Annotated in this window: 14 protein-coding genes and 1 pseudogene; all 15 read left to right on the forward strand. The window is 30.3% G+C overall.

Translation table 11 applies throughout. From position 1 onward, the window contains the following. Window positions 1–26 precede the first annotated feature (26 nt). The 15 genes and pseudogenes from KXZ80_RS01760 to rpoN all read left to right on the forward strand — a co-directional run bounded on the left by KXZ80_RS01760 (window position 27) and on the right by rpoN (window position 14,654). Window positions 27–296, forward strand: a complete 270-nt coding sequence (locus KXZ80_RS01760; RefSeq protein WP_021430161.1) for a CBO2463/CBO2479 domain-containing protein — start codon at window positions 27–29, stop codon at window positions 294–296. Window positions 297–312: 16 nt separating this feature from the next. Beyond that, window positions 313–1,038 carry a D-proline reductase (dithiol) protein PrdB gene (gene prdB, locus KXZ80_RS01765; protein WP_077175920.1) on the forward strand — a complete coding sequence of 242 codons (726 nt, stop codon included), beginning with the start codon at window positions 313–315 and terminating at the stop codon, window positions 1,036–1,038. Window positions 1,039–1,096: 58 nt separating this feature from the next. Then, window positions 1,097–2,341, forward strand: a pseudogene (prdD, locus tag KXZ80_RS17605) (proline reductase cluster protein PrdD). Between the two features lie 22 nt (window positions 2,342–2,363). Beyond that, entirely contained in the window at window positions 2,364–3,371 is a 1,008-nt protein-coding gene (locus KXZ80_RS01780) for a proline racemase (protein WP_021434104.1), read from the forward strand. A gap of 119 nt (window positions 3,372–3,490) precedes the next feature. Then, window positions 3,491–4,363 (forward strand): sulfite exporter TauE/SafE family protein, encoded by an 873-nt coding sequence (locus KXZ80_RS01785; protein ID WP_021434103.1) that lies wholly within the window; start codon window positions 3,491–3,493, stop codon window positions 4,361–4,363. Between the two features lie 182 nt (window positions 4,364–4,545). Further along, window positions 4,546–5,181: a single-stranded DNA-binding protein gene (locus KXZ80_RS01790; protein WP_021434102.1), complete on the forward strand. Its 636-nt coding sequence runs from the start codon at window positions 4,546–4,548 to the stop codon at window positions 5,179–5,181. 139 nt (window positions 5,182–5,320) lie between these two features. Then, complete coding sequence (locus KXZ80_RS01795) at window positions 5,321–5,884, forward strand: class I SAM-dependent methyltransferase (RefSeq protein ID WP_021434101.1); 564 nt, start codon at window positions 5,321–5,323, stop codon at window positions 5,882–5,884. Window positions 5,885–6,071: 187 nt separating this feature from the next. Then, window positions 6,072–7,847: a sigma-54 interaction domain-containing protein gene (locus KXZ80_RS01800; protein ID WP_021434100.1), complete on the forward strand. Its 1,776-nt coding sequence runs from the start codon at window positions 6,072–6,074 to the stop codon at window positions 7,845–7,847. A gap of 174 nt (window positions 7,848–8,021) precedes the next feature. Then, entirely contained in the window at window positions 8,022–9,323 is a 1,302-nt protein-coding gene (locus tag KXZ80_RS01805) for an L-cysteine desulfidase family protein (RefSeq protein ID WP_021434099.1), read from the forward strand. Window positions 9,324–9,399: 76 nt separating this feature from the next. After that, window positions 9,400–9,939, forward strand: coding sequence for a hypoxanthine phosphoribosyltransferase (gene hpt / locus KXZ80_RS01810; RefSeq protein WP_021430311.1), 540 nt, complete (start codon window positions 9,400–9,402; stop codon window positions 9,937–9,939). Between the two features lie 165 nt (window positions 9,940–10,104). Next, entirely contained in the window at window positions 10,105–11,223 is a 1,119-nt protein-coding gene (locus KXZ80_RS01815) for an N-acetyldiaminopimelate deacetylase (RefSeq protein WP_021434098.1), read from the forward strand. A gap of 72 nt (window positions 11,224–11,295) precedes the next feature. Beyond that, window positions 11,296–11,550, forward strand: a complete 255-nt coding sequence (locus KXZ80_RS01820; RefSeq protein WP_021430255.1) for a small, acid-soluble spore protein, alpha/beta type — start codon at window positions 11,296–11,298, stop codon at window positions 11,548–11,550. Further along, window positions 11,537–12,283, forward strand: coding sequence for a class I SAM-dependent DNA methyltransferase (locus tag KXZ80_RS01825; RefSeq protein WP_021434097.1), 747 nt, complete (start codon window positions 11,537–11,539; stop codon window positions 12,281–12,283). Before KXZ80_RS01820 ends, KXZ80_RS01825 begins: the two co-directional genes overlap by 14 nt. A 34-nt stretch (window positions 12,284–12,317) precedes the next feature. Further along, the gene (gene hslO, locus KXZ80_RS01830) at window positions 12,318–13,199 is read left to right on the forward strand and encodes an Hsp33 family molecular chaperone HslO (RefSeq protein ID WP_021434096.1); all 882 of its coding nucleotides are present in this window, start codon (window positions 12,318–12,320) and stop codon (window positions 13,197–13,199) included. A 108-nt stretch (window positions 13,200–13,307) separates the two neighbouring features. Further along, on the forward strand, window positions 13,308–14,654 hold the full coding sequence (gene rpoN, locus KXZ80_RS01835; protein ID WP_038285929.1) for an RNA polymerase factor sigma-54: 1,347 nt from the start codon (window positions 13,308–13,310) through the stop codon (window positions 14,652–14,654). Window positions 14,655–14,731 lie beyond the last annotated feature (77 nt).

Consider the following 14,731-nt stretch of genomic DNA (forward strand, 5'->3'; position numbering starts at 1 on the left):
AATAGGTTATGGAAGGATGAAATATTATGGATAGATTAAAATATATATCAACTGAAAGAATGTATGAAGGAGTTATAGTAGATATCACTGACGGTGGAGTTACTATAGACTTAAAAGGCAGATTAGGCCAATTTAAAATACCGAAAAGAATGCTTATAACTGATTATGAGCTTAAGCTTGGTCTTGAGGTTGGGTTTATGTTAAGTTATCCAGAAGTACTAAGTCCGGAACCTAATCAAAAGTATGTAGATATAATCGAAAGAAATAAAAAAAATAAAGAAGAATTAGAGAAATAGAAGGGAGAGAAAAACTATGAGCCTTACAACAATAAAAGGACTTCAATCTGAAATATTTGTACCAATAACACCTCCTCCTGTTTGGACTCCTGTAACTAAAGAACTAAAGGATATGACTATAGCTTTAGCTACAGCGTCAGGTGTACATTTAAAAGCTGATAAGAGATTCAACCTAGCAGGTGACTTTACATTTAGAGAAATACCAGACACAGCAACTACTGATGAGATGATGGTATCTCACGGAGGATATGATAACGCTGATGTTAATAAAGATATAAACTGTATGTTCCCTATAGACAGACTACATGAATTAGCTAAAGAAGGATTTATAAAATCTGTAGCTCCAGTTCATATAGGATTCATGGGTGGTGGTGGAGACCAAACTAAATTCACTGAAGAAACTGGTCCTGAAATCGCTAAAAGATTAAAAGATGAGGGAGTAGACGGTGTAGTTCTAACAGCTGGCTGAGGTACTTGCCATAGAACTGCCGTGATCGTGCAGAGAGCAATAGAAGAAGCTGGTATACCAACTATAATAATAGCAGCTCTTCCTCCAGTAGTTAGACAAAACGGAACTCCAAGAGCAGTTGCTCCACTAGTTCCAATGGGTGCTAATGCTGGTGAACCAAACAATAAAGAAATGCAAATGCATATATTAAGAGATACTTTAGAGCAATTAATAGCTATACCATCTGCTGGTAAGATAATTCAATTACCATACGAGTATGTAGCTCAAGTATAATAGATAACACAGCCCTTCCCTAGCAATAGAGAAGGGCTTATATAAAAAGGTGATATAAATGGAAGAGAAAATACTTAGACGTTTGGTAATTAAACCATTTCATATAAATAATGTTGAATTCAATGAAAAGTTCTCAATAAAAAAAGGTACACTATCCATAAACAATGACTACATAAATGAAATTAAAAATTCACATGAATTAATAACGGACATAAAATTAGATATAATCAAACCAGGAGATTATAACAAGGAAATTAATACTATCATGGATATAATCCCTATATCTACTAAAGTTTTAGGTAGATTAGGTGAAGGAATAACACACACTTTAACAGGTGTTTATGTTATGCTTACTGGTGTTGATGAAGATGGAAGACAAATGCATGAATTTGGATCTTCAGAAGGTATACTTTCTGAGCAAATGGTGTTTGGAAGATATGGTACTCCATCTACTAATGATTACATAATTCATTTTGATGTTACAGTTAAAGGTGGGTTGCCATATGAGAGAAAACTTCCGATGATGACATTTAAGGCATGTGATACTTTTATACAAGGTATAAGAAATGTTTTAAAACAGCAAGACGGAAGAGATGCTACAGAAATTCGTGAATATTTTGACAAAATTAGACCTGACGCTAAAAAAGTTGTAATAGTAAAACAAATAGCAGGTCAGGGTGCAATGTATGACAATCAATTATTTTCTCATGAACCAAGTGGTTTAGAGGGAGGTACATCCATTATTGATATGGGAAATGTACCGATGATAATATCACCTAATGAATACAGAGATGGCGCCTTGAGAGCTATGACTTAATGAGGTGAGATAATGGGTATAGGACCATCAACTAAAGAAACATCATTACATCACTTTAGAGATCCGCTTCTTGATATAGTTAGTAATGACAAAGACATAGATCTTCTGGGGATAGTAGTAGTAGGAACACCTCAGGACAACAAAGAAAAAGAATTTGTTGGACAAAGAACAGCTGCATGGCTAGAAGCTATGAGAGCAGATGGTGTTATAATTTCATGTGATGGGTGGGGAAACTCACACGTAGATTATGCTAATACTATTGAAGAAATAGGAAAAAGAGAGATCCCGGTAGTTGGACTTACATTTAATGGAACACAAGCTAAGTTTGTAGTTACAAATAAATATATGGACACAATAGTAGATTTTAATAAATCAGACAAGGGGATAGAAACAGAAGTTGTCGGAGAGAACACTGTAAGCGAGTTAGACGCAAAAAAATCATTAGCCTTATTAAAATTAAAAATGCAAAGAAATAATAAAAAATAATAATAATATAGGGGGCCGTAAAATGAAATTTTCAAGAAGTATACAAGCGATAGATTCTCATACAATGGGAGAACCAACAAGAATAGTAACAGGTGGAATACCTAATATAAAAGGAAAGACTATGGCTGAGAAAAAAGCGTTTTTAGAAAATAATCTAGATCACTTAAGAACAGCTATAATGTTAGAGCCAAGAGGACATAATGATATGTTCGGTTCTATAATAACTCAACCTTGCAACGATGAAGCAGATTTCGGAATAATCTTCATGGATGGTGGAGGATACCTAAACATGTGTGGACATGGTTCAATAGGAGCTGTAACAGCTGCAATTGAAACTGGTATGGTAGAAATGAAAGAGCCTACAACTCATGTAGTTATGGATACTCCAGCAGGAATAGTAAGAGCAGATGCTAAAGTTGAAAATGGAAGAGTTCAAGAAGTTTCTATAGTAAACGTACCTGCATTCTTATACAAAAAAGATGTACAAATAGAAATGCCTGAAATAGGAACTGTAACTTTCGATATATCTTTCGGAGGAAGTTTCTTTGCTATAGTTAAAGCTAGTGAGTTAGGATTAAAAGTTGAGCCAAAGAATGCTCAAAAACTAACTGAAATAGGTTTAAAAATGAGAGATATAATAAACGAAACTATAGAAATACAACATCCAGAGTTACCTCATATAAAAACTGTTGACTTAGTTGAAATATATGACGATCCAACTCATCCAGAAGCTACTTACAAAAACGTAGTTATATTTGGACAAGGACAAGTAGATAGATCTCCATGTGGAACAGGAACAAGTGCTAAGCTTGCAACTTTATACTCTAAAGGAGAATTAAAAGAAGGCGAATTATTCGTATATGAAAGTATATTAGGAACTCTATTCAAAGGAAGAATAGTTGGTGTTGATAAAGTAGCTGATTATGAAGCAATAATACCTGAAATAACAGGAGCTGCGTATATAACAGGATTCAACCATTTCGTAATAGATGATAATGATCCAGTAAAATATGGATTTATACTAAAATAATATGTAAAAAAAAACAGTATAAATTCTAATTAAAATATGATTAAATACTACTAGTAGTATTTAATCATATTTCTATGTAAGACACTTTTTAGTAAAATCATTAGGAGGAATTATTTGAGATGTTAAATTTAATAAGAGTATTATTAGCAGCTTTTGTTTCATTATTCGGTTTTAACTTCATCAAGGACTTATCAAAAGCTAAATCATCTAACGGATTTGAAGATGTACCAGCTTGGAAGCCTTTAGCTACAGGTTTTGTAACAGACTTCTTTGACACTTTAGGAATAGGGTCATTTGCGCCAACAGTAGCAATGATGAATGCTCTAAAAATTAATATACCTGACAAGTTAATACCAGGTACGCTAAACGTATGTCATACAATACCAGTTGTATTTGAAGCATTTATATTCACGACAGTTATAAAAGTTGATTCAATAACTTTAATAAGTTTATTAGGAGCAGCAGTTGTAGGCTCTTATGTAGGTGCTGGAATTATATCTAAGATGGATGAAAGAAAAATCCAAATAGTTATGGGATTCGCACTAGTTGTAACAGCTATATTAATGTTATTAGCTCAATTAGGATTAATGCCTGGCGGAGGAAACGCAACAGGATTAACTGGGGCTAAGCTTGTTATAGGGGTAGTAGGTAACTTTATATTAGGAGCATTAATGACTGCTGGAGTTGGACTATATTCTCCTTGTATGGCAATGGTTTATTTCTTAGGAATGTCACCAACTGTAGCATTCCCTATTATGATGGGATCTTGCGCTTTATTAATGCCAACAGCAAGTGTTAAATTTATAAAAGAAGGAACATATGCTAAGAAAACTTCTTTATTCATAACAATAGGTGGAGTTATAGGGGTATTTATAGCTGCTAACTTTGTTAGCTCAATGCCTATGGATATATTAAGATGGGTAGTAATAATTGTAATAGCATATACTTCAGTAACTATGTTAAAAAAGGCATTTACTAAGCAAACAGCTTAATAAATTTAATAAGATAAGACTATACCGTATTTAAAAATACGGTATATTTTTTATTTTTTGAAATTTAAAGCCTTTAATCAAATTTATTTTATTAAAGGTGTAATAAAAATGGCCATGCAGAAATATATTTATTATATAGATTTTAAGATAAAATATGGTTTAACAATTGTGGGGGGAATAAAATGATAAATTTAAAAGAAGATACTAACATAGTAAATTTAAGAGGAGAACTTGAAGAGGAATTGACATTTAGCCATGAAATATTTGGGGAAAAATTTTATAGTGCAAGGATAAGAATACATAGATTAAGTGATACATATGATGTTTTACCTATAACTATATCAGAAAGATTATTAGAAGAAGTAAATTTAAATGAAAATAACTTAGTTGACCTAGTTGGTCAGTTAAGATCTTATAATAAAAATATAGATAATAAAAATAAATTAGTTCTCACTGTATTTGCAAGAGAAATAAAAGTTGTTGATGGAGAAGCTAAAGATCCAAACAATATTTTCCTTGATGGATATATATGTAAAGATCCAATATACAGAAAAACTCCATTAGGAAGAGAAATAGCAGACTTACTAGTTGCTATAAATAGACCATATAATAAATCTGATTACATACCATCAATAGTATGGGGTAGAAATGCGAAATTTGCAAAAAATCTGAAAGTTGGAGATAGAATCCAAATGTGGGGTAGAGTGCAAAGTAGAGACTATGAAAAGAAACTTGAAAATGGAGAAATAGAGAAAAGAGTTGCATATGAAGTCTCTATTTCTAAAATAAAAAAATTGGATGAAAATAATATAAATTAATATAGAAAGTCAAGGAAAACATTATTAAAAAAATAATTTTAAAATACTTTAAAATGGTTATTGAATAGTTGCTTGGGATTTATTATAATCTATTCTATGATGTAAAAAATGATAATAAATCCAAAAGAGGGGGAGCACTGTGAAAAGCGTAGTACAATGGAATTATGAAGCAAATTATTTTGCACAGGATACCGTAGAAGATATATTAAATGTAATTAAATATGAAATGGGAGAAAGAATCCTATTGGTAGGAAATATAGGTACCCTAGGCAAGAGGTTAAGGATGCTTGGAGCCAATGTAACTATACTTGAAGATAGTGCATACCAAGATATCTGCTATTCATTAATTCATAATGAAAACTGCAGTGTTGTTAAAGGTTGTTTAGAATTATTACCATTTGAAGATGGATTTTTCGATAAAGTAATAGTACTAAATCAATTTAATTACACTCATAACCAAAAGAAAGCATTGAAAGAAATTTATAGAGTGTTAAAATTAAGAGGAGAGGTTGTATTACAAGACTCTAATCTACACAAATTTAAAGTTAAACTTAAGAAGTTTAAGCATAGAGTATGTGGAGAACGTATAAAATACTACTACCCACATGAACTTATAAAGACATTAGAACATTCAAAATTTAAAGGAATATTAGAAAATAAAGACTGTGAAAAGTATATTTATATAGGAATGAAGAATGATTAAAAAGACTGGGGTTAAACCTAGTCTTTTCTTGTAGGAGGAAATTTTATGAAAATACATTATAATGTGATAATTATCTGTATGTTGTTTGTAATCTTAGTATCAATACAGTATACTTTAAATAAAATATACAAAACTCTCAATGAAATTAAAGTACTGATGTACAAAGATAAACTAAGGGATGGGAAGTATGATTAATTTAAACTTTATAAGAAAAGATATACAAAACATAGCAGAAGCTATATCGTCTGTTTTAGAAATTGATGTAACCATAGTAGATTCGAGTTTAGTTAGAATAGCGGGTACCGGAACTTATTTTCATAAAATAGGACAACAATTAGAAGAATACTCAGCATTTAAATATTCTTTAACTACTAAAAAAGAATTAATAATAGAAGATCCAAAGAGCAATGAGATATGCAATGAATGTTATACTCGTGAAGTTTGTAAGGAGTTTGCAGAGGTATGTTGCCCTATAGTATATGATGATAAGTCTTATGGTGTAATTGGGCTTATAGCTTTTACTAAAGAGCAAGCCGATGTAATTAAATTTAGAAAAGATGATTTAATGAACTTCTTGCATAAAATGGCAGATTTAATATCAAGTAAGTTAAAAGCAGAAATAAAAACTTATGAGGTAGAGTTAGAAAAGAAAAAGCTAAAAACATTATTAGATAATATGGATAAAGCAGTTGTGTCATTAGATAAAGATGCGAATATAGAAAAGTACAATTTGAAATTCAAAGAAATTTTTGAAGTTAAAGGTAATATAATAGGAAGTTTTATAGGCGATGTATTAAACTTTGCTAAAGACAATAATTTCAATGATATAAATAATGATAAATCTTGTAGTTTTACATATAGAGGAGCAAAGAAGGAATTTAAAGGGATATATAATATAAAGCCTATCATTTTAAATGAAGAATTAAAAGGATATGTATTGGATTTTATAGATAAAGTAGATGCTATAAAAAACTATAACAAGATAAGTAATGATCATAAGATATATTTAGAAAATATAATAGGAAGCAGCTATGCCATAAATAAATCAAAAGAAGAAGCGTTGATGGCATCTAAAACTAATTCTACAGTTTTAATAACTGGAGAGAGTGGTACAGGAAAAGAACTATTTGCAAGAGCTATACATAATCACAGTTGTAGATCAGGAAATCCTTTTATAGCTATAAACTGTGCAGCTATTCCAGATAACTTACTAGAAAGTGAATTATTTGGATATGAAGAAGGTGCATTTACAGGAGCTAAAAAAGGTGGAAGCTTAGGTAAATTTGAATTAGCTGATAAAGGTAGCATTTTTCTTGATGAAATAGGTGATATGAGTTTACATTTACAAGCAAAACTACTTAGAGTATTGCAAGAAAAAGAAGTTGATAAAATAGGGGCTAAACACAATGTATCAATTGATGTAAGAATAATAGCGGCTACTAATAAAGACTTAGAGCACATGGTCAGAAAAGGCACATTTAGAGAGGATTTATACTATAGACTAAACGTTATACCCGTAGTTCTTCCAACTTTAAGACAAAGAAAAAATGATATACACTTACTAATTGAATATATGATGAAAGAATATTCTAATAAGCTAGATAAAAATGTACAAGATATAGATTTACAAGCATTAGAATATTTATGTGAATATAGTTGGCCAGGAAACATTAGAGAACTACAAAATGTTATAGAATATAGTGTTAATAGATGTGAAGGTAAGATTATAACATTAGATAATTTACCTAATAGAATAAAACGTGCAAATTCAAATGAAGATCAAATTATAGAGTCTAATGAAAACATAAAAACTTTAGACGAGCTTGAAAAGAAAGAAATAATAAAAGCATTAGAAAAATATAAAGATTATAAAAAAGATAAGGATTTAGCTGCAAAAGCTTTAGGGATATCTAGAGCTACCTTATATAGAAAAATAGAAAGATATAAAATAGTCTCAAAATGATACTTAATCTCATTTTGAGACTATTTTTTTTCGAAATGAGATTGGAATGATAAAAAATTATTTTTGTAAAATGTAAATAAAGCGATTTCAAGGGTTTGAAAAATAATAAAAGTTGGCATAGTTCTTGCTTTATAAATAAGACATAAATATTATAGCTATCAGGAGGAAAACACAATGAAAAATTTACAAACAAAATTAGTTAATATATTAAATGCAGAAGTTAAACCAGCTTTAGGTTGTACAGAACCAGTAGCAGTAGCATTAGCTTGTGCTAAAGCAAAAGAAACTTTAGGTGAAGAAGTAGTAAAATGTACAATAGGTCTTAGTCCTAACGTATACAAAAATGGTATGTGTGTAGGTATACCAGGAACTGAAAGATTAGGATTAAAAATATCTGCAGCAATGGGACTTATAGGTGGAAAATCAGAAAACGGATTAAGAGTTTTAGAAACATTAACAAAAGAAGATGTTAAAGTTGCAGAAGACTTCATGGATAACAACGATATAAACATATCACCAATAGATACAGAAGAAAAAGTTTATATAGAAGTTGAATTAGAAGGTAAAAACAACACTGCTAAAGTTGTTATAAGAACTAAACATGACAACATAGTATTTGTTGAAAAAAATGAAGATGTATTAGTAAGTGAAGAAGTAGTTGAAGTTGCAACTACAGCAGAACCTAAAGAAAATATATTAGATACTATAACAATAAAAGAAATAGTAGAAGCTATGGAAACTGTAGATTTTGAAGACATAAAATTCTTATTAGATGGAATAACTATGAATGAAGAGATAGCTAAGTACGGATTAAATGAAAAAGTAGGAGTAGGAGTAGGATTCGGTATAAAGAAATCTATTGAATCAGGATTATTAGGTGATGACTTAATGAACTACACAATGATGATAACAGCAGCTGCATCAGATGCAAGAATGGCTGGAGTTAAATTACCAGTTATGAGTTCTAACGGAAGTGGAAACCACGGTATAACTGCTATACTTCCAATAGTTGCATACAACGATAAATTCCCTCAAAGCGAAGAGAAATTAGCTAGATCATTAGCAATATCTCACTTATTAACTGCATACGTTAAAAACTACACAGGAAGATTATCTGCAGTATGTGGATGTGGAGTTGCAGCAAGTATAGGAGCTACATCAGGATTATCTTGGTTAATGGGATGTAATGAAACTCAAATAGAAGGTGCTATAGAAAATATGGTAGCTAACTTAAGTGGTATGATATGTGATGGAGCTAAAGCTGGATGTGCATTAAAACTTGCATCAGCAGCATCAGCAGCAGTACAAAGTGCTATAATAGCTAAACAAGACTGTATAGTACCTCCAATGAACGGAATAGTAGGAACTGGAGCAGAGCAAAGTATACAAAACCTAGGAAGAGTAAGTGATAAAGGAATGACTACAACTGACAAGGTTATAATAAGAGTAATGGACGACATGAATAAAGCTAACTAATATTGTATTTACCCCGTTGCAAAATTGGTAAATCTCCTATAAAATAGATATACTATAACATTTCGGAGGTTGTAACATGGATATAGAAACTAAAAAATGGGAAGTATTATGCTCAGAAGAACAAATACAAGAAAGATTAAAAGAATTAGGAGCACAAATATCTAAAGATTATGAAGGAAAGAAATTAATGGTAATATCACTATTAAAAGGAAGCTTCATATTCTGCGCAGACTTAGTAAGAAACATAACAGTACCTGTTAAAATCGGATTTATGACTACTTCAAGCTACGGGCATGGAGAAAGCAGTACTGGTCAAGTTAACATGGTAGCAGATATAAGTGATGATATAGAAGGATATGATGTTTTAGTTGTAGATGATATAACAGATACAGCTCTTACAATGAACTTTGTTATGGGTCACTTAAAAACTAAGAACCCTGCTAGTATAAAATGTTGTGTTCTTTTAGATAAACCAAGCAGAAGAAAAGTGGAATTAGTTCCTAACTACTGTGGATTTGAAATAGAAGATAAATTTGTTGTAGGATACGGATTAAACTTCGGAGACTACTACAGAAACATACCTTACGTATTTAACGTTACTGACGAAGATAGATAATAAAAAGATTGGGATTTTCCCAATCTTTTTTTATGCTTAAATAAATTATATTAAACAAGGCATTAATAACAATAGTTTAAAAAAACTTAGGCACTAATAGCAATACAAAGCGCATATATATTGGGTATAATAAAAATATATAAATTGATAATAAAGGAGATTTGTATGGAAAATATATGTAATATAAAAGAGTGCATGAAAAATAATAGAAAAGAATTACATGTACTAGCTGAAATAGGAAATCAAGAGTTTAAAACTAGTAAATATATAAAAGATTATTTAAATAATATAGGTGTAGAATATGAAGAAATGTTGGACACTGCTGTAGTTGGAATTATAAAAGGGAAAAATCCTAAAAAAACTATAGCTTTTAGATCGGATATGGATGCTCTTACATTAGGGGAAAAAGCTATGCACTTATGTGGTCATGATGGACATATGAGTATATTACTTGGATTAGTAACATACTTAAATGAAAATAGAGAAAACCTGATGGATAATATTGTATTTATATTCCAACCAGCAGAAGAAGGGCCAGGAGGAGCTAAACCATTAATCAACGCAGGTATAGTAGAAAAGTATAAAATAGATGAAATATATGGTCTTCATATATATCCAGAAATACCTGAAGGTTATGTAGGGACTAGACCAAATTACTTCTTAGCTCAGGTTGGAGAATTAGACATAGATATTATTGCTAAAAGTGGTCATGGAGCTATGCCTCAAAATGGAATAGATGGAATAGTTTTAGCTTCTAGCTTTATTAGTAGCTTACAAACAATAGTATCAAGAAATATAAGTCCACTTGACAATGCCGTACTTACTATAGGTAAGATGCATGGAGGGACTAGAAGAAATATAATAGCTGAAAATATTAGAATAGAAGGTACTATAAGAGCTTTTAAACCAGAGGTATATGAAACTATTAAAGAAAGAATTAGAGAACTAGCAAAAGGATATGAAGTGGCTTATAACTGTAAGATAGAAGTAGAAATAAGAGATGACTATCCAGCTGTTAATAATAATGAAGTTTTATTTGAAGAGTTTGAACAGGCTATAGGAAGCGATAAACTTATCAAACTAGAACCTATAATGATATCAGAAGATTTTTCTTACTATCAACAAGTTCTTCCAGGCTTATTCTTCATGCTAGGTGCAAGAAATGAAGAAAAAGGATTTGTAAATGGACTTCATAGTTTAAACTTTAATTTTGATGAAAATATATTAGGAAATGCATTAGATGTATATATCAAATTATTAAAATATAAAAAATCAATATTATAATACTAAATCACTCCTCAATTTTGTATAAATTTTGTCCATATGACAAAAATATAAAATAAAGGAGTGATTTTTATGAATTATAAAGATATTGATATAAATAAACCAAGAGAGAAAAGCGCAACTAAGAAAAAGAAAATATTGACAGATGATGATATAATGAAATATGAGATAGCATCAGAACTTGGTCTAATGGATAAGGTTTCTGAGCTTGGTTGGGGAGGTTTAACAGCCAAAGAAGCAGGGCGTATAGGTGGTACGTTAACATCTCGTAAAAAGAAAAAGAAAAAAATGGAAAAGGAAGAAAATAAAGACGATGGATCAGTATAGAGATTTTGCATTTGTATATGATGAACTTATGAATGATGTTGATTATGACAAATGGGTTAAATATATAGAAGATATAATAGACAACGAAAATGTAAAAGTTAAAAATATACTAGAATTAGCATGTGGAACAGGAAATATAACTATTCCTTTAGCTAAAAAAGAATACGATATAGCTGGAATTGATATATCTGCAGAAATGTTAGGTGTAGCTAGAGAAAAAGCTGAAAAACAAGGAATAGAGCTTGTATTATTACAACAAGATATAGCTGAACTTGATTTTGATATAACAGGTTTAGATTGTGTTTTATGTGCTTGTGATGGATTCAACTATATAACTTATGATGATGATTTACAAAATGTTTTTGATACAACACATGAGTTATTAAAAGAAAATGGAATATTCATATTTGACATAAGTTCATATTATAAATTAGCCAATATATTAGGTGGTAATATATATGGTGAAAATAGAGAAGATGTATCTTATTTATGGCAAAATTATTTTGATGCAGAAGAAAACTTATTAGAAATGGAATTAGCATTTTTCATAAAAGGTGAAGATGGAAGATATGATAAGTTTGAAGAGGTACATCAGCAAAGAGCATATACAGAAGATGAAATAGTAGAAATGCTTCAAGAATCAGGTTTTAAAGATGTAAAAGTGTATGGAGACTTTACATTCAATAAACCAAGGGATGATTCGGAAAGAGTATTTTTTGTTTGCAAAAAATAGACAGAAAGTTTTAACGTGATTGGAGGAAAATATTATGAAGGATTATGTTTTAAGATCAACGGCTGGAGATGGTCAGGTAAGAGCTTTTGTTGCAACTACTAGAAATATGGTAGAAAGAGCTAGAGATCTTCATAAGACAAGTAAAGTTGCTACAGCTGCTTTAGGAAGAACATTAACAGCAACATCTATGATGGGTCTTATGATGAAAAACGATGGAGATAAAATAACAGTTATAATAAAAGGTGGCGGACCTATAGGAAGTATATTAGCTACAGCTAACTCTAAGGGGATAGTAAAAGGGTACGTTGATAACCCAAATGTTGTAGTAGAAGATTATGAAAATGGTAAGTTAAATGTTGCAGCTGCTGTTGGAAGTGAAGGAACAGTAAGAGTAACAAAAGACTTAGGATTAAGAGAACCTTATAATGGGTCATATCCTATGGTTAGCGGAGAAATAGCCCAAGATTTAACATATTATTTCGCACTATCAGAACAAACTCCATCAGTAGTAGCACTAGGAGTATTGACAAAAGAAGAAGAAGTTGAATATGCAGGTGGATTTATAGTTCAATTAATGCCAGATGCAACTGAAGAAACTATATCAAAATTAGAGTCTAACGTTGCTAACTTAGATTCTATGACAAATATGTTAAAAGAAGGAAAAACTCCTGAAGATATACTTAATATAGTACTTGATGGATTAAATCCTCAAATTCTAGATAAGTGTGATGTTGGATTTGAGTGTGAATGCTCTAAAGAAAGAGTTGAAGGAGTTTTAATATCTATAGGACAACATCAATTAGCTGAAATGATAGAAGAAGATAAAAAAGCTGAAATAGGATGTCAATTCTGTAACTCAAAATACATGTTTGATGAAGATGAATTAAAAGCTATATTAGATAAAATGAACAAGTAATGAAATAATAAATAAAACCCTTTTGCATAAGAGTCATACCAAGTGGTAGAATATATTTATGCGGAAGGGTTTTTTTGGATTGAAAAAATAAAAGCGGGGTGAAAAAATTTGAACTTTAACAACAGGCTAGAATTAACTCAATCTCAAAAGCTGGTGATGACTACACAGCTAAAACAGTCATTAGCAATACTCAATATGAGTAAAGTTGAATTAGAAGAAGAAATAAGAAAAGAATCAGAGGAAAATCCCTTATTAGATATAGAACGAAAAGAAGAAATAGACTGGGAAGCTTATGTGAAAAATATGGACACCGGATATAAAAGAGAAGTAAATTATAATCCAGATAATGATTTGAATTTAGAAAATATGATAAAAGAAGATGTTAATTTATACGAACACTTAAGTCTTCAAATAGGATTATATAAAATTAGCGACTTAGAAAAAGAAGTTTGTAATTACATAATTGATAGCTTAGATGAAGATGGATATCTAAGATTTTCAGAAGAAATAATGTTGAATGAGTTAAAAGAGTTAAATGTAGATGAAGATACATTTTTAGAGTGTTTAGAAAAAGTTCAGCAGCTAGATCCTATAGGAGTTGGGGCTAGAGATTTAGTTGAATGTCTAATCTTACAAATTGAAAATTCAGGAGAATATGATGAAGATTTAATAAACATAATCAAAGAAGATTTGGACTTAATAGCTTCTAATAAAGTTAAGGAAATAAGCAAAAAACATAAGATTCCGATGCAAAGATGTGTTAATTTAGTTCATAAAATCAAGTCATTGGATCCTAGACCTGGGAGATTATGTTGCAGTGAGAAAACGGTATACGTGCAACCTGATGTTATAGTTGAAAAAATTGATAATGAGTTTATAGTTTATAAAAATGAAAAAGATTCTTATATGTTAAAGATTAATAATTTTTATAAAGAAGTACTTAGAAACACATCATCAGATAATGATGCTAAAGAATTTATAAAATCAAAATTAAATTCTGCTACTAGCTTAGTAAAAAATATACAAAGTAGAAATAATACAATACTTAAAATTGCAGAAACAATAGTTTCTTGCCAAGAAGAATTTTTTAATAAAGGACCACAATTTATAAAACCACTAAAATTAAAAGATATAGCTCACATAATTGACTGCCATGAATCTACAGTAAGTAGAGGCGTAAATGGAAAATATATGTTAACTCCATTTGGAGTATACGAATTTAAATACTTCTTTAGTAGTGCCATCGAAACACAAAATGATGAAATGGCATCTAGCACCAGCATAAAAAAAATAATAAAGGAAACAATAAAGTCTGAAAATAAGAAGAAACCGTTAAGTGATGAGCAACTATCTAAAATTTTAAAGGAAAGCGGAATTTCAGTAGCTAGACGTACTGTAGCCAAGTACAGAGAAGAGTTAAAGATACCTTCATCTAGTAAAAGAAAAGAGTATTAAAATAATTAAATATAAAAAAATTTTAAAAACTATTGAAATTAATAAGGATTTCCTATAAAATAAAATTAACTTGTGGG

It is taken from the genome of Paraclostridium bifermentans (assembly GCF_019916025.1).
GTDB lineage: Bacteria > Bacillota > Clostridia > Peptostreptococcales > Peptostreptococcaceae > Paraclostridium > Paraclostridium bifermentans.

Coding starts and splice junctions, on each gene's coding strand:
- KXZ80_RS01760 (WP_021430161.1), top strand. CDS start 27: ATGGATAGATTAAAATATATATCAACTGAAAGAATGTATGAAGGAGTT.
- KXZ80_RS01780 (WP_021434104.1), top strand. CDS start 2,364: ATGAAATTTTCAAGAAGTATACAAGCGATAGATTCTCATACAATGGGA.
- KXZ80_RS01785 (WP_021434103.1), top strand. CDS start 3,491: ATGTTAAATTTAATAAGAGTATTATTAGCAGCTTTTGTTTCATTATTC.
- KXZ80_RS01790 (WP_021434102.1), top strand. CDS start 4,546: ATGATAAATTTAAAAGAAGATACTAACATAGTAAATTTAAGAGGAGAA.
- KXZ80_RS01800 (WP_021434100.1), top strand. CDS start 6,072: ATGATTAATTTAAACTTTATAAGAAAAGATATACAAAACATAGCAGAA.
- KXZ80_RS01805 (WP_021434099.1), top strand. CDS start 8,022: ATGAAAAATTTACAAACAAAATTAGTTAATATATTAAATGCAGAAGTT.
- hpt (WP_021430311.1), top strand. CDS start 9,400: ATGGATATAGAAACTAAAAAATGGGAAGTATTATGCTCAGAAGAACAA.
- KXZ80_RS01815 (WP_021434098.1), top strand. CDS start 10,105: ATGGAAAATATATGTAATATAAAAGAGTGCATGAAAAATAATAGAAAA.
- KXZ80_RS01820 (WP_021430255.1), top strand. CDS start 11,296: ATGAATTATAAAGATATTGATATAAATAAACCAAGAGAGAAAAGCGCA.
- KXZ80_RS01825 (WP_021434097.1), top strand. CDS start 11,537: ATGGATCAGTATAGAGATTTTGCATTTGTATATGATGAACTTATGAAT.
- hslO (WP_021434096.1), top strand. CDS start 12,318: ATGAAGGATTATGTTTTAAGATCAACGGCTGGAGATGGTCAGGTAAGA.